The sequence below is a fragment of the uncultured Paraglaciecola sp. genome (assembly GCF_963977085.1).
GTDB lineage: Bacteria > Pseudomonadota > Gammaproteobacteria > Enterobacterales > Alteromonadaceae > Paraglaciecola.
Map to the genome: position 1 here is coordinate 436,647 of NZ_CAXBNC010000001.1, position 21,654 is coordinate 458,300.

At 39.4% G+C, this 21,654-nt stretch carries 17 protein-coding genes; 5 read left to right on the forward strand and 12 right to left on the reverse strand.

What is annotated here, in order from left to right:
- Positions 1-89: 89 nt before the first annotated feature.
- From AAC000_RS01855 to tssA, 12 genes are all read right to left on the reverse strand, one after another.
- Entirely contained in the window at positions 90-1,124 is a 1,035-nt protein-coding gene (locus tag AAC000_RS01855; RefSeq protein WP_339719578.1) for a methyltransferase, read from the reverse strand.
- Positions 1,125-1,455: 331 nt separating this feature from the next.
- Entirely contained in the window at positions 1,456-2,238 is a 783-nt protein-coding gene (locus tag AAC000_RS01860) for a hypothetical protein (protein WP_339719579.1), read from the reverse strand.
- Between the two features lie 266 nt (positions 2,239-2,504).
- On the reverse strand, positions 2,505-4,139 hold the full coding sequence (locus AAC000_RS01865; protein WP_339719580.1) for a hypothetical protein: 1,635 nt from the start codon (positions 4,137-4,139) through the stop codon (positions 2,505-2,507).
- A gap of 219 nt (positions 4,140-4,358) precedes the next feature.
- On the reverse strand, positions 4,359-7,091 hold the full coding sequence (tssH, locus tag AAC000_RS01870; protein WP_339719582.1) for a type VI secretion system ATPase TssH: 2,733 nt from the start codon (positions 7,089-7,091) through the stop codon (positions 4,359-4,361).
- 27 nt (positions 7,092-7,118) lie between these two features.
- The gene (gene tssG, locus AAC000_RS01875) at positions 7,119-8,135 is read right to left on the reverse strand and encodes a type VI secretion system baseplate subunit TssG (RefSeq protein ID WP_339719584.1); all 1,017 of its coding nucleotides are present in this window, start codon (positions 8,133-8,135) and stop codon (positions 7,119-7,121) included.
- Complete coding sequence (gene tssF / locus AAC000_RS01880; protein WP_339719586.1) at positions 8,099-9,970, reverse strand: type VI secretion system baseplate subunit TssF; 1,872 nt, start codon at positions 9,968-9,970, stop codon at positions 8,099-8,101. The genes tssG and tssF overlap by 37 nt, the downstream gene beginning before the upstream one ends.
- Positions 9,971-9,976: 6 nt before the next feature.
- The gene (tssE, locus tag AAC000_RS01885) at positions 9,977-10,477 is read right to left on the reverse strand and encodes a type VI secretion system baseplate subunit TssE (RefSeq protein WP_339719588.1); all 501 of its coding nucleotides are present in this window, start codon (positions 10,475-10,477) and stop codon (positions 9,977-9,979) included.
- Positions 10,477-11,265, reverse strand: coding sequence for a type VI secretion system accessory protein TagJ (locus tag AAC000_RS01890; RefSeq protein ID WP_339719590.1), 789 nt, complete (start codon positions 11,263-11,265; stop codon positions 10,477-10,479). The genes tssE and AAC000_RS01890 overlap by 1 nt, the downstream gene beginning before the upstream one ends.
- Before the next feature lie 65 nt (positions 11,266-11,330).
- A complete protein-coding gene (locus AAC000_RS01895) occupies positions 11,331-11,819 on the reverse strand; it encodes a type VI secretion system tube protein Hcp (RefSeq protein WP_339719591.1) in 489 nt (162 codons plus the stop codon).
- A 36-nt stretch (positions 11,820-11,855) separates the two neighbouring features.
- Positions 11,856-13,349, reverse strand: a complete 1,494-nt coding sequence (gene tssC / locus AAC000_RS01900) for a type VI secretion system contractile sheath large subunit (RefSeq protein ID WP_339719593.1) — start codon at positions 13,347-13,349, stop codon at positions 11,856-11,858.
- Between the two features lie 3 nt (positions 13,350-13,352).
- Entirely contained in the window at positions 13,353-13,859 is a 507-nt protein-coding gene (gene tssB / locus AAC000_RS01905) for a type VI secretion system contractile sheath small subunit (protein WP_339719595.1), read from the reverse strand.
- A 72-nt stretch (positions 13,860-13,931) separates the two neighbouring features.
- Positions 13,932-15,038: a type VI secretion system protein TssA gene (tssA, locus tag AAC000_RS01910; protein ID WP_339719596.1), complete on the reverse strand. Its 1,107-nt coding sequence runs from the start codon at positions 15,036-15,038 to the stop codon at positions 13,932-13,934.
- A gap of 449 nt (positions 15,039-15,487) precedes the next feature.
- On the opposite strand from tssA, the gene tssI reads away from it, so the two are divergent.
- The 5 genes from tssI (at position 15,488) to tssK (ending at position 21,652) form a co-directional block, all read left to right on the forward strand.
- A complete protein-coding gene (gene tssI, locus AAC000_RS01915; RefSeq protein WP_339719598.1) occupies positions 15,488-17,503 on the forward strand; it encodes a type VI secretion system tip protein TssI/VgrG in 2,016 nt (671 codons plus the stop codon).
- A 71-nt stretch (positions 17,504-17,574) separates the two neighbouring features.
- Positions 17,575-17,964 (forward strand): DUF4280 domain-containing protein, encoded by a 390-nt coding sequence (locus AAC000_RS01920; RefSeq protein WP_339719600.1) that lies wholly within the window; start codon positions 17,575-17,577, stop codon positions 17,962-17,964.
- 272 nt (positions 17,965-18,236) lie between these two features.
- Positions 18,237-19,802 carry a type VI secretion system-associated FHA domain protein TagH gene (tagH, locus tag AAC000_RS01925; protein WP_339719601.1) on the forward strand — a complete coding sequence of 522 codons (1,566 nt, stop codon included), beginning with the start codon at positions 18,237-18,239 and terminating at the stop codon, positions 19,800-19,802.
- Positions 19,803-19,813: 11 nt separating this feature from the next.
- On the forward strand, positions 19,814-20,284 hold the full coding sequence (gene tssJ / locus AAC000_RS01930) for a type VI secretion system lipoprotein TssJ (RefSeq protein WP_339719603.1): 471 nt from the start codon (positions 19,814-19,816) through the stop codon (positions 20,282-20,284).
- A 36-nt stretch (positions 20,285-20,320) separates the two neighbouring features.
- Entirely contained in the window at positions 20,321-21,652 is a 1,332-nt protein-coding gene (gene tssK, locus AAC000_RS01935) for a type VI secretion system baseplate subunit TssK (protein WP_339719605.1), read from the forward strand.
- Positions 21,653-21,654: the final 2 nt, after the last annotated feature.

The following is a 21,654-nucleotide window of genomic DNA, read 5'->3' on the forward strand; positions in this document are numbered from 1 at the left end:
GTAATTTAAAGCACATGGAAAAATCAAATAAATTGTCCCTTAAGAAAAATCGCACACTAAACCTCGGACTATACTCAACTGGGTTACATCTATACGGCTCGTAATACAAACAGATATCCATTTACGTCAAACCCGTCTTCAAGTCTTAATACTGATTCTGAGCAATTTAGTACTCTATATCCTGCCTGTTTAGCGCAACTCGACACATAGCTAGTCTCATGTTGGAATCGCCCTGTGCTAGCAAGTTTAAATCCGGCATTCTTACTATCAGAGCCTAGGGGTAAAGCTTCCACAGAAAATGCCAACAACCCAGCAGTATTCTGTCGTTTTCTGCAGGCCACTAAAATCGCTTCAATTTCACCAAAATAGTTAAAAACATCTGTTGCGATAAAGACATCAACTGGCAATATTTCTGATTCAAGATAGGCCGTGATTTCGCTAACTAACAGCGCATCGTAAACACCCCTTTGTCGCGATTTTTCAATCATCTCAGATGAAATGTCTATGCCAATCAAAGTTTCACAAATTGCCTGAAAATATTTACCAGCAAGCCCAGTACCACAGCCCAAATCTACTAACTTCTTACAATTTTTAAAGGCATCTTCACTTTGTGCGACATCGCAAAAAACGTCGAAAAGATGCTTGGGGGTTTTGTATGCCAATCGAGATATTAATCGCTCATCAAAGTGGCTCGAAAATCGGTCAAAGAGATTTTCAACATAAGCTCGTGGAACGCGAGCTGGAGGTTCTGCAAAGCCTTCTGTCGATAACAAAAACTGCAACGTATCAGTATCAATATCTGGATCCATGCCATTTTCTCGCATGCGTTCTTGTTGATATCTACGCATGTATTTTATGGCCTCTTCTTTTCTGGCTCTGCGGTTGCAATCCAGCCCAAGCTGATACAAAGCCTCTGCATTACAAGGCTCTGCCTGCACCAGCAACTGCAATATCATTGTTGCTTCTTGTTGAAACCCCATACTCTGGAAACGTTGTGCTAAAAGCAGCGAAGGTTTTATCATAAAGTGAGAGGGGATTATATGCTGCAGGGGGAGAGGAATTCGAGCTATTACCTCATCCATAGTCATCTGAGAAATTTTGAACTTGTTTAGCAAATTATCCATAATCTTAAATCCCTGTTGATACTGTTACAAACTTACTACCGTTAACCTCAATACGCGATAGACTGATTGATTTGTCAGAGCAACTAGTATCAAGCCATTGATTACTATATAGCCAACGCCATAAAAGACACGTATTGCCTGTTCTCGTTAAACTCAGATTCCACCATCATTTATTAGACACACTCAGCGACTGTCTTCATCGATGCTTAACGTGTCGTTGACAAAAGGGTAATAATCGATTTCCCTCTTTTAAATTCATAAGCCTATAACTCTATAGTCTAAAAAGGATGTCACCACAACTGTACTCTGTATATACATGATTGATGAACTATCAAAGTAGAACAAAATTCTCCTTATCAAAAATGTAATTTCTCGTTATTTTGTCGTCTTCAATGGCCGCAGCGTAGGTTAATTTACTGTGACTTTTTGCAATGTTTTTCCGAAGAGTATTTAAGCTGCTACACAAGAAATTATTGCAAGTAAATGAACGCATATTGCTTGGCAGCGTACACCCTCTGTCTCCCTGAAAGACGCAAGCATTTTTATAAGTCTTAGTAGGTATGTAACGCCTATAGTTTTCAACTAGTTCTTCCCCTGTGATACCTGCGGATTGAGTTGAGAGATATAGCTCTAATGAAGGATAGTCCTGATAAGCATTATCAGCACCGTCCGAAGTACAACAATATCCTTTACACGTCTTACAAGCTTTCCCCAACAGTGTCGATTCCTCGGGCGAAAGCGGCGCTTTAAGTTCATCAGAATACACTCTTAGAGTGTTTTTATCACCAGCCTGCATGTCATTAAATAAGGCTTTTAAGTGGTATAAAAATCCTTCTTTACGTGTTTCAGGAAGTGTTGTTACAACGTTGCTATTATCAGGTAACAAGGCAGTGACAGGTTTGTGTTGTTCAATAGACTCCAGAAGTTTTACCGGAATAACATCCTGAGACTCAAGACTCAGCAAGTTTTTTAAATGGCTTTCATGCAAATCAGTAAGAGCTTTATGAAGTTCATTGTGTTTATATTTTTTTAGCTCATTCAACATTTTGACCAAAGCAAGTTGACACTTTGGTTTTTTACAGTATTTGCTACGAACATTGTCGATGAATGCCATCTATTCATGACAATGTTGGCAATGATATTTCAACACAATATTGCCCCTTACCCTGAAACACAGATTAATAACCCGCAATAAAATATCACGAACGGCTTTGTTATTAATTGCCTGACGTGCCCCCTGCAAACCATAGATCATGCTAGTGGTTAAATTAAACTCGCCATTGAAACTAAAAAAATTAGAGTCAATAAATTGCAATGGCAACCTTTTAGTAAAGTTTTCAAAGGCTGCACGATAAAATTTCCTAGCAATTTTCTAATCGGTTAACCACCAGCCGCAAAATGCAATATTTTGTCGCCTGTCGACATCGAGCCAGAATTGTGATGTTTAATTGCATGCCACATCAGTCCTCTCGCAAATTCATCCTTAGAATTAAAAGTAAACCCGGTACTTTCCAGATAATTTCTGCCCCATTGTTTGAGGTGAGTCCAATATTCAGCTCCAGCCTTAAAATGTTTATTTGGGCGCGCAGTAGTTGGGTTTTCAATGCCACTGCCTTGGCCTAAGATCCCCCCAGCATCGTCAAACATTTTCATGAACATCATAAGATCTCCAGCAATGCCCGAGTTAAGCGTCATCATAGGTATACAAGGACTAGCGGAGCAACCTCGTTCTACTAAAGCAGTAAAAGCCTTATCGTCGTAAACGATTGCTGGTCGCATTTTATCGTCATAGGGATCTTTTACCTTACCACCAGTGGCCACGATATTTTTTACCTCTGCAATCCATTTGTTCATACTGTGGGATTCGAAAGCGCGAGATAGGAGTTTCCATGCAAATTCTACACAAGCCGCAATCACATCAATCAATGCACTAGCCCCCCAACTGGCAATATTACCACCAAGTTTTGCGCCGCTTTTAGCCATTGTATATAGTCCATTGCCAATCGACCAATTCATCTGCTTCTCAATGGCCTTACCTATTTGCATAGGATGACCTGGGGCGATAACAAAATTATTCTTCTTTTGGTAGGCAATGACCCTGTCTTTCGCTGCAAGAATTGCTTTTGCGATACCTTGACCTATTTCAAGAATATTTCCAACTAAGGGGGCAGCATGTTTTACTACTTTTCCGAGTATGAAATTAATCAGTGAAACGGCTCCGCCACCTATTGTTCCCCAAATCTCGCCTGTTTTGTACTTAAGCTTAAGATCTGCGTAAATGCTTCTAACTGCTTTTTCAATCGCTGCATAAACAAGGTTGAACGCATTTCCGAAGAAATGCTTTGCCCTTTCAATGATAGTTGGGTCAGTAGCGAGGGTACCTAAGGTAATTACTGGTGGTCTTTTCTCTGGAGGAGGAGTTTGAACTTTTGAGTCTACCTGGACTCCAGTCCCTTTTGGGGTAGGATTTACTCCAGCCGCGCCAGCAGCTGTTTTGACATGCCCGGCACCAGAAACAATTTTATCTAAATTTGAATCTTCTTTAATTTTACCGAGATATTCAAGACTTTCACCTTTTTCATAACTGCTTGCCTGAAGCATGCTTGCGGAAGCGCTACCGACGCTTAGTGCACCTTCAAGTGCAATTTTAGCCCACTGAGCCTGCACATCAGCTTGCTGCCAAAGATAAATAAGACCATGTCTAGATTCTGGAATGCGCTTACTTAACACCGTTTTAGCCAACGGCTCTTTGCGACAAGAGTCATGAATATATTTCATCAGACCACCGCTTTGCTTATTACGCCTAACGTTGTCCCAATTCTTTCCATTACCTTTTTCGATCAAGTAATCTTGAAGATGTTGAAATAGTTTTTCTTTATTTTGTTCAGATCTGACAGCATGGTATTGTGCATAAGCTTTATCGATCATAATTAACTTTGGGCCACGGCCTCGTGCAAAAGTAATGCTAGTACGAGATAGCCATTCTTTAGGTGAAACTAAGCCTAGTTTTGACATAAAAACTCCATATTTTACAATGAGATAAGAGAACAAGTTACGAAGTACAAACAAAATCAACAAGGCTTCACCCAAGTAAATGACTAAAAGTAACTATGTAAGATTCTCATCTATTAATTTAATAAAAAATAAGATTCTAAAGATAATTTAAAGACCCCAACCACTTACCTTTAATGAAAAAGCCCACAAACTTTGTGGGCACACTATCAAGTTAACTCCCTAATGACTCAACTCATAGACAAATTCATCGTCTTTAGCACTGACTTCAACCTTGCTAATTGGCTGACCTTCCAACATATGCGTCAAAAATTTATGACTCACTTCAGGTAGTAAAGTATTAGTGAGTATGGAGTCAATCATACGTCCACCACTTTCTAGTTCCGTACAGCGACTGACTACCAAATCCACCACTGAGTCATCATAAACAAAGTCAATGCCTTGACCGCTTTCAACTCTTTTCTTAATTCTGTCAAGTTGCAGCTTAGTGATCGATTTAATCATGTCATCCGATAGTGGGTAGTAAGGAATAGTGACTATGCGACCGAGTAATGCGGCAGGAAAAACTTGTAATTGAGGTTCCCGTAACGCTTTGGCGATGCCGTCAGGCTCTGGCATGAGTTCTGGGTCTTTACACATATTCATGATCAATTCGCTACCTACATTTGAGGTAAGTAAAATCAAAGTGTTTTTAAAGTCGATCATGCGACCTTCACCGTCTTCCATTACACCTTTGTCAAAGACTTGGAAGAATATTTCATGTACATCTGAGTGCGCTTTTTCCACTTCATCAAGCAGTACCACTGAGTAAGGCTTACGACGCACGGCTTCAGTTAAGATACCCCCTTCGCCATAACCGACATAACCAGGAGGCGCACCTTTTAGAGTGGAAACGGTGTGCGCTTCTTGGAATTCACTCATGTTGATGGTGATAACGTTTTGTTCACCACCGTATAGAGCTTCTGCTAGGGCTAAGGCAGTTTCTGTTTTACCTGTGCCTGATGGCCCACATAACATAAACACACCTATGGGTTTATTGGGGTTATCTAGTCCGGCACGGGAGGTTTGAATACGTTTGGCGATCATTTCCATACCGTGGTCTTGGCCGATTACTCGCTGCTTCATAACATTGGCTAAGTTCAGTACGGTTTTAACTTCGTCGTTGACCATTTTACCTACTGGTACACCTGTCCAGTCGGCGACAACTGATGCAACGGCTTGTTCATCACAGGCGGGTAAAATTAACGGGGTTTCACCTTGTAGTTCGGCAAGTTGTTGATGTTGCTCGTCAAGTGCAGTTTTGGCTTCGGCGATTGCAGCTGAATTATCGACGGCTTCTACAGGAGTGCCATCATCATTTAGGGCTTCTTCTGCCACTTGTTGTTCTGATAGTTTTTGCTCGGTAATTAAATCACGCAAAGTTTTTCTGGCTGCGAGTACACCATCTACTACGGTTTTTTCAGATTGCCATTTTTCAGTTAATGCTTGTTCTTTGCTGCGCTCTGCAACTAAACATTCCACTATTGCATCCATACGTTTTTGATTTACTACACCTATGGCCGCCTCTTTATCGAGTAAGTTTTGTTCTACGGTGAGATTTTCTATGCGTTGTTTACAATCTTCTAATTCTGCCGGTGTGGCAAATTGACTGACGGCAACTCGTGCTGCAGCAGTATCTAATAAGCTCACTGCTTTGTCGGGTAACTGACGCGCAGGAATATAACGATGAGACAACTTAACCGAAGCTTCAATTGCTGCATCTAACATTTCAACTTTATGGTGTTTTTCTAACATGCCAGCAATATTTCGCATCATCAAAATGGCTTTTTCTTCGCTTGGCTCATCCACTTTTACCACTTGGAAGCGACGAGTAAGCGCAGGATCTTTTTCAATGTGTTTTTTGTATTCAGCCCAAGTTGTGGCGCCTATAGTGCGTAATTCACCTCTGGCTAAAGCAGGTTTTAGTAAGTTAGCGGCATCACCGGTTCCGGCTGCACCACCAGCACCTACCAATGTGTGCGTTTCATCAATAAACATGATGATAGGCGTGGTCGAGGATTTTACTTCTTCGATGACTTGTTTAAGACGATTTTCGAACTCGCCTTTCATGCTGGCACCGGCTTGTAATAAACCTATGTCTAAACAAAGTAGTTTTACCCCTTGTAAGGCGGGAGGCACATCCCCTTTGTTGATGCGATGAGCAAAACCTTCTACTACAGCTGTTTTACCTACACCGGCTTCTCCCGTCAAAATGGGGTTGTTTTGTCTACGGCGCATCAAGATATCGATGAGCTGTCTGATCTCCTCATCTCGGCCAATAATGGGATCTAGCTCACCTTTGGCGGCTTGCTCAGTTAAATCGGTAGTAAATTGATTTAAAGCTTCTTGTTTTCCCATAGTAGCAGGTGACATTGCATCACTTGATGTGCCAGGTTCGCCCCCACCAACATGTGAACCGTCAGTGGCTTGGGTATTGTCTTCACAAGATCCCGACAGTATGTCTAATAATTCATCACCCAATTGTTCGACTTTAATTTTACCAAACTCAGCTGACATGTTGAGTAAGCTATTTTTTAGTTCGCGCGTTTTCAACATACCCAATACTACATAGCCCATTCTGACTTTTGTATCGCCGTATACCAAACTGCCATAAACCCAAGCGCGTTCGATTGAATCTTCGATTTTGCTGGATAAATCTGAAATGGAACTCGCACCTCTCGGCAAGGAATCTAATGTATTAGTCATGTCTTTAGCTAAAACTGAAGGGTCAAGATTAAAATGTTTAATAATTTTATGTAAATCAGAGTCTTGTAACTGCAAAATTTGTTGGAACCAATGTACTAACTCTACATAGGGGTTACCCCTGAGTTTACAAAAGACAGTGGCACTTTCTACGGCTTTATAACCAATAGGATTAAGTTTACCAAAAAGATTGACGCGACTAATTTCAGCCATAGTGTTTGCTCCCTTATTTTGTAGTTATTAACATGCTGTTTTATATACTAAAATGGGGTCATGTTGCGTTAAGTGACTAGACTTATCTTGACACCATGAATTAATACCGAGTTGTGCTGCCCCTAATTGACTCGGTTGAGTTTGATATGGTTTTAATAAGACATTAATAGTAAATTCATACTCTTGCCCTACCGCTTTCTGAGTAATAGCGATAATACTTTTGATACGTTGTTTGTTATTTAGCAAAGCGATGTATTGAGCGTAATCAATTGGCCCAATATTGATTGAAAAATTAAAACTACGTTGATAGGTCCGCTCCCCGACTATGCTATCCATACCAAGGGTGGAATTTTTACTACCTAGTCGGCTTTTCTCAGAAGGCTCAATATCATACCAACACCCCTCAAACTGAGCGATTTGGACGTCGAGGTGTAAACTTTCCGACAACAACTGACTCAATACTTGACCACTTCGATTTTTTTGACTGAATAGCCCTGCCAAATACTGATGGATATTTTGACTCTGATTGAAGGAGCCTTGTTGTATATTCGTTTCACCAGAAAAAGTATTAATTCTTTGCTTAAAGATATCGCGTTCAGGTCTGTCATGGCTGACACTTGGCTCTGCGTCTGCCCATGCCCTATAGAACAAGGAAATAAAGCGATGATGAAAAATATCTACAAATTCAGCAAGGGTTTTGTCTTTTAAGCGATAGTTTCTTTCAATTGCATATTCTGTAAGGTGATTAGGTAACGCTCCGTTTATTCCAAACATTCCCCAATAACTGTTTTTAAGTTTGTAAATGCCATTTATTGTGCCGAATCTCACCTCAGAAAACGCAGATGCGTGAAAATGTAATAAGGGAGTTTGGCCAAAACGTACACAGTCTTGTTTGGGTGAAACAGAATAGCCTATACGCTCAGATAAGGGTGCGTTCGCATCGAGATAGCGCAATAGTGGGGCAAAATCTTGCTTGTAAAGCTCTTCAGAATTTTTAGATAAGTCTTCTAAATAGCGCTTTGCAAGCCGATTCGAATTGGCCATCGATGAATTTCCCCCCTATCAGATGTGTGTAAGACTAGCTGGGTAAATGAATTTATGCTGACATACTGCGCAAAAAATTGATCTAAAACCATGCCTAACATAAAGGTGCTGTTCCCCTCGTAAGCAAGCTCATCAACAGTAATTTCGATGGCTACTCCTCGACCAAAACATATGGGCCCAGAAAACGGCAAGCGGCTGGTTATTTGGCGAGTTTTTAAGTCGATGATGCCGTCCACTTGTTTCATTTGTTCATGATCTTTTTTATCCATCATTAGACCAAGTAACGTTTTTAGCTTAGTTAATGCAGAGACACTTTCATTATCGTTCACCCCTAAGAAGTTTATCGATAACTGATGAATTAAATCCCAAGATAAATTCCCTTCGCTTAAGGGGGATGTCGGACGAGTGGGCTCACCAACACAGCGCACTGATTCGCATGGCGCGCCTGTTTCTATGGTGAAATCGGTTTTACTCTTACCCAAAGGCATCATAAGAGGTAGGTCTCGATTACAACACATGGTGTCAATAGATAACTGTCTTAAGTTATCGGCTACTGGCGCATTCTTTGGGTCAACTAGCGAAAGGTATACTTCAGTCCCAATGTAGCTGGACCTATGACCAAATTTTCTTTGATTGATATTGAGATTTCGGGCATCTCTGATTAACGTATAATATGCATTGCGGTTATTCTTTTGACTTTCATCAGAACCGTATAACGGCAAAAAGTCCGTACTCGACTCTATCCCTGAACTAAAGCCTTTTACGCTGCTAATTGAACACACTTCAAAGTCTAGCGGGCGTAATTTATCTGGGACGACATGAAACTCACTGGTTAACTTTGATACGTTGATACGTTCGGCGCGTTTAGGAAATAAGTTAATAGCAGGTGCACAATGAAGTGCAAAGTTTTCCGCTGAGACTAAATTTTCTAAACGATTGTCATTATGATCAAGTAACAACAGCAATTGTAACTTGTCCGAATTACATTGGTGGATTGTTGAATGAAGATTATCTAAAGACAAAAACAAGAATCGTTTTGTAAAGGCAAAATATTCTCTTAGCAACCGAAAACCATCAAATTGACGATTACAAAAAGGCAATAAAGCATCGTTCTTGTCATAACCATGAGGAGTTACCTGAGTATTCGCTTCTTGATATCGCCAAAGTTTGTCACCACTTCTATACAAACATCCCTGATACCCTTTATATATCGCTTCAAACAAATAAAGTGGAAAAGATTCTGTCCCCCGTAAATGCAACATTAAAGAGTCCAGAGATATCTCTGAAAACTTAATCCCTGGCGCACTTTCTAAAGTGATCATTACGGCACTCTTTGGTGCGGACTTTAGGGATAACTTTGTGGTATACGAAGCCAATTCCTGAGCATTAATATAGTCTGCTTTTGTCAGTTTAATTGGCCATAAAGTCACGTCACTCGAAGTTCGATATTCACAAGACGTTTGCTCACCTTTACTCAACAAACTATGTAATGCAGTTTGCCGAGGGATAGTGACGCCCTCGGTTAACGTTCCTTCATCTAAATCTGGATTAAATTGAGCAATCAACATAGACGGAGAAGGTTGCAGAAAGGTAGGAAACAAAAGCTCTGTTAAATGCTGAGTAAACTTAGGAAACGAAGCATCGAGTTTTAAATGAATGCGTGCAGAAAGAAAGGCGAACCCTTCTAATAAACGCTCAACGTAAGGATCTGAGCAATCGAACCCTTCAAGACCTAAACGACCAGCAATTTTGGGATATTCTTTAGCGAACTCCGACCCCGTTTCTCTAATGAACTTCAATTCCTGATTATAAAATTCTAAGAATTTGGCATCCATTTTCTATTACTTCCAACTATTTATTTGTACTGTACCGTTTTCGATATCTACTTCTGTCTTTAAAAACAATTGTAGGGGGAGCGGTTGAGCCCACAGGTCACCTGAAATTTCGAAGGACAAGGTGTTGTTACTCATTTCTTGCTTTGCTAAGGAGATCTTTATTTTTAAAGTTCTAGGGATTATTCGCGGTTCAAAATTCTTGATACATCTAACCAACTCTCTCTCAATATGTTTGGCACTGAGACTCATAGAGGTGGCACCTGATAAATCAAGAATACCGTAATTAAAGGTAGACTTGGCCACTTCAGGGTAATCTGTCAAATCAAAATTAGCGGACGCTGCAACACAATTTAGCAACCAGGCTAAATCTCTTTGCACCAATTGCTTTAATCGAGAGACAGAAATAACGCGCTTATCTCTTGCTTCTGACAATTTTTCGGGTTCATCGTCTGACAAACGGTCAAGCAATGATAATTGTAAGCGTTCTTTTTGAGAAAGTTCCGGCATTATTCGTGAATAAACTTAATGGAATTAATATTAAGTAATGGGTACTCTTCCTTATCGGAGATAAATACCCTCTGACCGCTACCGACATAAAAGTCTTCAATAGGTTCATGCCAATCGCATGTTCTGGCAAGTAACTGAGGGTCAGTTGTTTCAGACGTAATAGGATAACGTACCGGTATAAACACGATAAGTTTACCTTTGTTTTTCAATGTTAAATTAGCAGCACGCCATACGAGGTCACGCAAATCATCTACTGGTTCAAACTCTAACTCTGAAATATACTCGAGCGGCAACCAGTAATATCCACCATTTAACATCACTTCAATAGCAGGGCCAAACCTTACATCTGCATCACTCAACCACTCAAAAGGTTGATCATCAACTGTTCCTTTGACCAAAGGTGCGAGTTCAGCGCCTTGTTGAATTAATTGTTTAGCCTGGGCAATTTCATTAGAACAATAATGTTTATAGGCATTTACATAGCAACCAAGCCAATCTGATGGTTCACCGAAACAAATAGGCTCAAGTTCTCCAGATAGTACTTTTTCACGCCTCATCTCACATTCAATTAATTGTGTGTAGGTATTAACCATGGCTAATGTTGAGTCGGATAGGTCTTTTAGTACATCAAGCTGAGTAATGGCTCTTTGCCAATCGCGATTAATGCACGACAATTGAAACAAAAATATGCGTAATTGTAAGTTACTTGGATCTTTTTTAATCTCATTGAATAGCTGGATTTTGCACGCAGCCAAGTCTCCAGATTTTAGTAGGCTTTCTGCATTCATTTTTATTCTTCTTATAGTTCAGAGCGTAAGTTTGGCTACTCTTTGACAAGAGTAGCCAATTGCGATTACAACGTTTTGTTTGCAGCAATATCGTATGCAAATTCCGGCTGTTTACCAGCTTTTCCTGATGGAAGTTGTTCCGAGTAAACAATTTTATATTGACTGAAATTCAAACTAACATTTTCAGTCAATCGATCCTCACCACCTGAACCGCCAGTGGATACAGAAGTTACGATGATATCTTTCATTTCAATTGTTATGTACTCTAATTGTTCACCACCCGCTTTACGAACAGTTAACTTACCAGTAGGAATATGGTCACCTTTAGTACATTTTTGTATTAATACCGGCGACGCTAGATCCACATATTTAGTAATTGAAAGATCTTGCACATTTACTTTACCAGCACCACTACCAGACCCTAAATGCGTAGTTCCACTTTGAGATATTCCCCAGCTATAAGCGAGAAGGTCCATGGCATCCTTTGCGCTCATCTTGTCATCTTGGGTTTCACCTGCAATTTTTTCTAACTCTAAAAACATATCTACAGCCATAATAACTCTCCTTTGATTTAACTATTTAAATTTAGTTTACTGTTTTGCAGAAGGCAATTTAGACACCAAACGCAACGATGCTGTCAAACCTTCTAATTGATAATGTGGCCTTAGGAAAAACTTGGCACTGTAATATCCTGGGCTACCTTCTACTTCTTCTACTACAACTTCAGCTCCTGCTAATGGTTTACGTGCTTTAGTTTCTTCTGTTGAATTCTGTGGATCTCCATCAACATAATTATTAACCCAGCTTTGTAACCAACTTTCCATGTCATCACGTTCTTTAAACGAACCTACTTTGTCTCTTACAATACATTTCAGATAATGTGCAAAACGACAGGTCGCAAATAAATAAGGTAAGCGTGCGGCTAGAGCAGCATTTGCTGTTGCATCAGGATCATCGTACTCGGCAGTCTTTTGCAATGATTGCGCGCCAATAAATGCTGCCATGTCACTATTCTTACGATGAATAAGTGGCATTAATCCACAAGCTGAAAGCTCCGCTTCACGACGATCGCTAATGGCGACTTCGGTCGGGCACTTCATGTCAACACCGCCATCATCACTTGGGAATGTATGCACTGGTAAACCTTGTACATCACCACCAGATTCAATACCACGGATACGCGAACACCATCCATATTCTTTAAATGAACGGTTAATGTTTACAGCCATCGAATAGGCAGCATTGGTCCATGCATATTTTGATGAATCAGGTCCACTTGTGTCTTCTTCAAAATCAAATTCTTCCACGGGATCTGTTTTGTCGCCATAAGGTAGGCGTGACAAAACTCTTGGCATGGTGAGTGAAATATACTTAGCATCTTCAGTTTCACGCAAAGATCTGAATGAAGCAAAGTCAGGTGTTGAAAATACTTTGGTCAAATCTCGAGGATTACTTAACTCATTCCAGTCATCTAGTTGTAATAAACCAGGGGCCGCGGCCGTTATAAAGGGAGAATGTGATGCAGCACACACTTTTGACATATTGGTAAGTAAGTTGACATCAGCCGGACTATTGTCAAAATAATAGTCTCCTACAATTGCACCAAAGGGTTCGCCACCAAACTGGCCATACTCTTCTTCATAAAACTTCTTGAATATTGGACTTTGATCCCAAGCTGTACCTGCAAATTTCTTAAGGTTCTTGCCAAGCTCTTTTTTAGAAATATTAAAAACGCGTACTTTGAGGAATTCGTCAGTTTCAGTGTTATTGACTAAGTAATGCAAGCCTCTCCACGTGCCTTCCAATGCTTGGTAATCTTCATGATGTAAAATAAGATTGACTTGCGCTGTTAGCTTTTTGTCAATTTCAGCAATGATTGCTTCAATGGAATGAACAGTATCTTCAGAAATGATGTTTGCATCTGCAAGTGCATAACCAGCAAGGGTATTAACTGCTTTTTCGACTTCTGTTTTTGCATGATCAGATTTGGGTTTAAATTCTTTTTGTAATAACGACGCAAAACTGTCGGTATCAAGATCAGCAAATGCGGTTTCTTCTGTTTGTGTTGCTTCTTGTTCAGCCACTTTTTATTCCTCCCCACTTTCTTCTTGTTTAGGTGCTGCACTTAGCGTTGCTAATAAAGTTGGATCAGCTAGAGCTTTAGCAATTAATTGCTCAGCGCCTTCTTTTCCGTCCATATAGGTCACTAAATTAGATAGCTGTGTTCTTGCTTCAAGCAATTGCTTAAGACCATCAGTTTTTTTGGCAATCGCAGCAGGCGTAAAATCATCCATGCTTTCAAAAGTCATTTCTACCGGTAGGTTTCCTTCGCCGGTTAGGGTATTAGGCACACTTAGCTGTACTCTGGGCTTCGAGGCTTTTAATCTATCGTCGAAATTATCAACATCAATTTCTAATATTTTTCGTTCAGACAACGGCGCTAAAGGTTCTGCAGGATTACCACTTAAATCTGCCATTACACCCATTACAAAAGGTATCTGTACTTTTTTCTCAGCACCATATAGTTCTACGTCATAATCGATTTGTACTCTCGGCGCTCTATTACGCCCTATAAATTTTTGACCACTAGACACGTTATTTCTCCTATTATGAAAGTAATTAGCTGGTTAATTCTGCAAGCCAATGTCGTTTTTATATTTTTTTATTTACCAAGAACTACCTGACGAACTTGAACTTTCATCAGTATTTACATCGGGTTCAGAGTCGGAAATACCTCCCAGTTTTTGAACTTGCTCTAGTGCATCAGGAAAAATATCTTTCACTATGTCTAGGAAATCAGAGTTAACAAGTTTCTTTGCTCGACCTATTAAAATTGGCACTGGGCTGGATGGTTCACATTCTTGGTAATAGCTAAGTATCAAACCAAAACATCTCTCTACATCATTACGTGAGGCTAATTTCATATCAGTTGCAAAATTAAAGGAAGTGGCTGTGGCAGTATTGGTAGTTGCTGAGTTAGCATTTTGTTGCTCTGATTCTGAAGCATCAGCTCCTTCATCCGTTTGAGTAACAACCTCAAGACGAAGATCTCCATATTTTTTCAGTGAATTAGAAAGGTCAGTTAAAACATTAACGATAGCGTCAAAGTTAACATTGTATTCATTTCCTGCTTGTTCAATAAAAGCTTTGTTTATCTCGTTTAGATGGGTAATACATTGATTAACAACAGTGTAGGTCGCAGTGTTTTGTTCGGTGTCGGATTCTTTAAATATTCCAATAATTTGTGGGAGTTCCAAGTCACCTTCATTTTTAGAACCACCAGGGCTAACCGCCCGATCAATTTTCTGTAGAGTGACATTGCCTAAAACCTTAGAGTGGGCAATAGGTAGTTGACGTATAACGTTAATGACAAAGTCTTTATCAGAAAGATGTCCGAGTGCCGATATTCGCTCAAGAGGATCGCCGTCATCTTCGTCTAGTGCAGGAAATAATTCTTGCCAATGTTCTTTAACCTGATGAGACAAACCATTTAGGCATTGTTCGAATTTGTAAAGCCCTTCAGTATTTAATACGGCCTGTGCAAGTACACTGATCAATTTTAGATCTCGTGTCTTGGCTAAGTACTCAATTGCTTGCTTTTTTACCGTTCGCCACTCAGGGGGTTCTGCAGGAATGGTGGATTGACCATCAAATCGCTCAGGAGTGCCTTGCGACTCAAAGAAGAAGTTTTGAAATCCGGAGTCGTCCTCAAGATTAATTCCGCACACAGAATCACCCGGAATGTCGGAGATAATATCTTGATCGTAATCCATCTAGCACTTTCCTTAGACTGTTCTGATTCTCACTCATACAAATCTAATACAAATAAAGATGAATGCAAAGTTAAATTTTTCTGACTGAATTTTCACGTTATTTATTCGATAAGGTAAAACACTATTTAGCTGTAATATCGGAGGCTATCAAGGTGTGTAGGTTGACCTTCTACTTACTTATTTTGCAAAGAAGTGTAGGATTGGTTGATTAATTATTATCATGAAGTCGCATAATAATTTGACTATGCTTTATATTCTGGTTATGTATTTCAAAATTGAAAACCTAGCTTTTTATTAAGTGCCATTGTTTAGATAATCATGCATTTGTTAAATAGTGACAAAAGGCACTTATCATAAGTACACCAGATTAAGAGAAAATTATCACAATCAAGGCGTATAGTTAGCGCAAAGAAAACCACAACATTTGTGGCAACTTACAGGAAATGAAAATGTCAGGATCAAATAGTTTATTAGCTATCTCAACTCCTTTAGGAGAAGGCAAGTTATTGCTACGCAAAGCAGAGATTGTTGAAGAACTTGGCAGACCTTTTAACATAGAGGTCGAACTTGTAAGTGATGATGAAGAAATATCTTTAGACGATATTCTTGGTCAAAATGTCACTATTCGTTTGGAAACTGAAAACGAGAGCCGTTTTTTCAACGGCATAGTGACAGAGTTTTTCCAAAAAGAAAATATCGGCAGAACAGCCTGTTTCGGTGCAGTAGTCAAGCCTTGGTTTTGGCTGCTGACATTAAGCGAAAATTGTCGAATTTTTCAGGAAAAAACCTATCCCGATATTATTAAAGCCGTTTTCGAAGACCTTGGTTTTTCAGACTATGAAAATCAATTAACAGGCACATATACTCCCCAAGAGTATGTAGTTCAATACAATGAAAGTGATTTCAATTTTGTATCCAGAATAATGGAACAAGAAGGCATTTATTATTATTTCACACACACCAATGGTAAGCACTCTATGGTGTTGGCCGACGACAGTTCAGTACAACCTAATGTTGGTGACATTCCTTTTTATGAAAAAGAGGAAAGTTCTAATATTATTGATGTTGAAGGAATTGTGAAATGGGAGAACTATAGGAAGATTCGTACTGGAGGGGTGAGCTTAGGAGATTTTGATTTCACTACCCCTTCTAAAAACCTCAGCTCGGTTACTGCGGATCCCAAAACTGGCTCGTTATCTTCTTTGCAAAAGTTTAATTACCCAGGAAAATATACCGAACAATCTAAGGGAAATAACTATACAAAAATCTTAATGGAAAAAGAAAACGTTCATTATGATCAGAAATATTGTGAAGGTAATGCCAGAAACTTGTTCGCTGGTAGTCAATTTAAATTAATTGATCATCACCGAGACGATCAAAATGACACCTACTTAGTAGTGAAATTTTTATGTGTCTTAAAATCTGAGGAATATTTTGCTGATTCTTCTGGTGTAACTGAAGAGCTTTTTACTTCGACTTTTACCGCCATTCCCGCAAAAGTTGTTTATAGACCCCAATGTCTAGCAGTCAAACCTAAAATTTCTGGCCCGCAAACTGCGATAGTAGTTGGAAAAAGTGGTGAGGAAATATGGACAGATAAATACGGTCGAATAAAAGTACTGTTTCATTGGGATCGATACGCTAAAGCAGATGAAAAAAGCTCATGCTGGATTAGGGTTTCGCAAACTTGGGCAGGTAAAAACTGGGGAGCCATCCAAATCCCCCGAATTGGACAAGAAGTATTAATTGATTTTATCCATGGTGATCCAGATAACCCTATTGTGATTGGCAGCGTCTATAACGGCAGCACTATGCCACCCTATGACTTACCTGCGAATGCCACTATGTCTGGCGTTAAGTCACGTTCCAGTAAAGGTGGCGGTGGCTTTAATGAAATTCGTCTAGAAGACAAAAAGGGCGAAGAACAGATATTTGTACACGGCGAAAAAAACCAAGATATCAATATTAAAAATGATTGTTTTGAAACAATAGGAAATGACCGGCATTTGATTGTTAAAAATGATCAAGTTGAGTTAGTTGAAAATAATCGAAGCGAAGAAGTCAAAGCCGATCACGTTGAGAAAATTGGTAAAGATAGGCATCTTGAAGTAGTAGGGAAAGAAGCGAAAAAAGTAAAAAAATCGCTTTCGTTAACTGTCACGGGAGATGTAGCAGAAGTATTCAAATCCAATCACTCAATGCAAGTGACAGATGACAGTTTCATTAAAGGCACCAATATTTGTATAGAGGCATCTGATAACATCACGTTAAAGGTCGGTGGCTCAACCATTGCAATTAGCTCTGCAGGCATAGCAATAGAAACTTCAGGTGACGTTAAAATTGATGCAGGTAAAAACTTAGATGCTGCGTCTGGTGCAAATACTAAAGTAAAAGCCGGCGCTATGGGTAACTTTGAAGCCGGAGGAGTGGCGACGATCAAAGGAAGCGTGGTTAAAGTTAATTAGAATAATTAGCCCAAATTTGGCTATGGTGCTGTAATTAAATATTCATCTGATAATTAAAGTGGAGGATAAACATGGCTATACAGGTAAACATGGGCGCCAGTTTAATGTGCACTATGGGAGTAGCTCCTAGCTCATTAATGGTGCTACCTCAGAATAGAACGATGGCTGAAGGTAAACCTGCAGCTAACATTATGGATAATAAACCTTTTGTTAATATTATGCCTTTCGGAATGTGTAAGTCTCCAGCCAACCCAGCAGTTGCTGCAGCCACTGCTGCTGCGCTGGGAGTGTTGACCCCGATGCCTTGTACACCTGTGACACCAGGGCCATGGACACCAGGCTCAGCTACAGTGATGATAGCTAATTTTCCTGCCTTAAATAATTCAAGTAAGTGTATGTGCACTTTCGCGGGAGTAATCTCAATTACTAACCCTGGATGTACAAAAGTGATGGTGCCCTAAGGTAGCGCTAGAAAGTTATTTAACGCTTTCGGAAAATACGCATAATGATGCAAAAACTTAAAAATTTACCTAAATGATCATACTAAATTCATAATAGAGACCACTATTTATAGGAAAATTTTTAACAAGCGGAAATTAGTTTATTTCTTGCCCGAAGTGCTTATTACCTAATTGAACTTTTATTGCTATCATCGGAAGATAACTGCGATATTAGTATGTGGATTTAACGTTATGCTTCAGTATAAATTGACAGGAGGGATTAGGTTTTAGTTATGCCATATTTGAAACTTAAAATTGTATCAGGCAGTGAAACAGGTCAGAACGATAACTATAACTTTACAGGAGTAGGCGGTTCCATTGGACGGTCTGATGATTGTGATTGGACGTTAATAGATAGCGATAGATTCGTTTCCAAAAAGCACTTAGTTATCACATTTAGAAATCAACAGTTTGTATTAACGGATGTCAGTAGCAATGGTGTGATTATTAATAGTGCTGGCACACCATTGGGTCACGGCAATGAGCATATGCTTCAGGCTTCGGATACACTTGTAATTGGAAAACACGTTGTTAAGGTTGAAGAAATTAACCTAGATGACGTTGGGGTTAACCCTTTTCAAACGCAAACAAATAATGGGGATTTATTGGGTTTAGTCATGGACTCAAATGCAGCTACAGCACCAAAACAAGAGCCGGCCCAAGACCCATTTCAAGGGCAACAATCTCCATTCCAAATGCCTGAAAGTACTCCAGTACCAGACATACTCGATACGCCAAAACCAGAAAGTGATCTAGGCTTAGGAGATATTTTATCGGCACCAATTAATTCCCCCTCTGAAAACCAGTTTTCGAATGTTAATGAGCAATCCAACCCATTTAATACAAGTGAACCCTCATCTCCTTTTGATGTGATTTCTGAAAACAATGCCATTACTCCTAACATTAAATCCGATGATGCGCTTATACCAGATGATTGGGAGATGTTTGATTCAATGTCTTCCGTTAGTGATTTTGAAACACCCATTAAATCCGAGGATCCAGTTCCGCCAATTGTGAATGAAGTAAGCCCGGAAACTAATGTACAGGTGCAACCTGATCTGCCTCAGAGTGCACCTGAGCCTATACCTGAATACAATTCACCAATCTTTGAAGAAAAGCCTATTGTCAGGGCAATGCCTCAAGAAACTAGCCCACCCACTCCTGATAATGTAAAGCAAAGTGTGAGTGCCGAGGCCAATTCTAAAAATACTAACGATGATTTTTTTAGCTCCTTGTATGAAAAACTAGGGCTATCAAAAGAATTTAAGGCATCCATTGATCAAGACACTTTTGCCGAAGATATCGCGACCATCTTGTTATCAACAACCCAAGGACTCATGTCGCTATTAGCGAGTAGAACGGCCTTTAAACAAGAATCGCGGATGTCAGCAACACTTATACAGCCCAAATCTAATAACCCGATAAAATTTTCAATTGATCCCGTTGATACCCTAGAAATGCTATTGGTTAAGAAAAAAAAGGGGTACATGTCTGTAGGGAACTCTTATGATGAAGCCATGCAGGATATTCAATTACACCAAATGGCATTTATGTCAGGTTTACAAGGCACCTTAGATGGAGTGCTAGCGCAACTGGCCCCAGAGGGCATTGAAGCTCAAGTGAATAACAAATCCCAAATGTTTAAAGGATTAAACTCTAATTCACAGTGCTGGAAAATTTATAAAGAAAAACATCCTTTGCTTGCAAAGAGTGTAAAAGAGAATCTTAATGAGGTACTCGGTACTTATTTCTCAGATTCATATCAATCACATATTAATCGTTATAAGACTGACAAATAAAAGGAAAAAACATGTTAAGGCACATATCAAAAATCGGTATCATATTTTTATGTTTGCAACTTCTAGCCTGTTCAAATACTACTGAAAACACAGTGGACTTTAACTATTACATTACCGCTTCTAAGGATATCAACCCTGACATAGCAGGCCGTCCATCGTCTGTTATTGTGCGGATATATCAGTTAACCAATAGAATCAATTTTGAAAACGCTAGCTACGATGCACTTTTTGAAAGTAACCATAATGCCCTTGGAACAGAATACATCACTTTAAATGAGTATTTAATTGATCCCGGCAGTAAAAAAGAAGTCGAATTAAAAATTTCTGAAAATGCTAAATATATTGGTGTAGTGGTGGGTTATCGCAGTACCGACATGGTGACGTGGCGGACTATTAAAGAAGTGCCAGAGGGCAGTTTCTGGAGAAACTCTGGAATCGAATTTAAAATCGAGAAATTATCTGTTCGAGTAGTTGAAATTTAAATATTAATATAAAAAATAAATAAAGGATCCGTTTATATGGCATGGGAAAAGAAGGTAATTTGGTCAGAAGGGATGATGCTTCAACCCCATCATTTTCAGCAACAATCCAGATATCATGAATCTCAGTTAAGATATAACATTTCTTTATGCCGACCCCATTTTTGGGGGATATCCTCTATTGAAATTGATAAAACACATTTAAAAAATGGTAAGTTTTGTATCAATTCAGCAGAAGGTATTTTACCAGACGGCAGTTATTTTAATTTTCCGAGTATCGATAGCTTGCCTATGGCTATCGATATCAATGAAGATTTTTTGAATTCAACTATCTATCTAGCGGTTCCAATTAGGCGTAACGGTAATACAGAAACATCCCGTGACAGCGTAATTCATAGCCGATACTCAATAGCCGAACATGAAGCAAGAGATATATCTGGTATATCTTCAACGCAACAAATCGTCGAAGTATCTGGGCTGAGTTTTTGTTTACGTACTGATAAAGATGACAATAATGAGTTTAGTTGTATCCCCATCGCCTTTATAGAAGATGTAAGCACTAGTAATAACGTTAGCTTACAACCCAGTTTTATTGCTCCTAGTGTCAATATTAAGTGCAATTCTTACATCTCTAGTTTTATAAGTGAATTGGTAAAACTGGTTAAACATCGTATTAGTGCACTTGCGTCACGTGTATCAGTAGCAGGAAAAGCGACAACGACTGAAGTAACCGACTTTTTGATGTTGCAGACGCTTAATCGACACTCACCTATCTTAATAAATTTAGATCAAGCAGAAGCCTTAGCCCCTTACGAATTGTATGAGAAGTTTATTGGCCTCATTGGGGATATGAGCACATTTATTAAAGCCGATAAAGTCACTCCTGACTTGCCAAGCTATCAGCACAGCAACCTAACACAGGTATTTAGCACCTTAATTGAAGAGCTAAGACAAGTCTTCAGCGTTGTGCTAGAGCAAAATTCGATCAACATTCCTTTACAAGAAAAGCAATATGGAATCAGTGTTGGTGTGATTGCAGACAAAACATTATTTTCTTCTGCCTCCTTTATACTTGCGGTCACCTCAGACCTTTCAACTGAAGAGCTTCGAAAATATTTTCAAGCGCAAATTAAAATTGGGGCAATTGAACAAATCAAAGAACTGGTCAATGTGCAATTACCTGGTATTCAGCTTAATAACTTAGCAGTAGCACCACGAGAAATTCCTTATCAACGTAATTTTATTTATTATGAATTGATTCAGAATGGAGAATATTGGACCGCCTTAACAGAGTCTGGTGGCATCGCATTACATGTAGGGACCAAGTTTCCAAATTTGAAAATTGAACTTTGGGCCATCAGGAGCAAATAAAA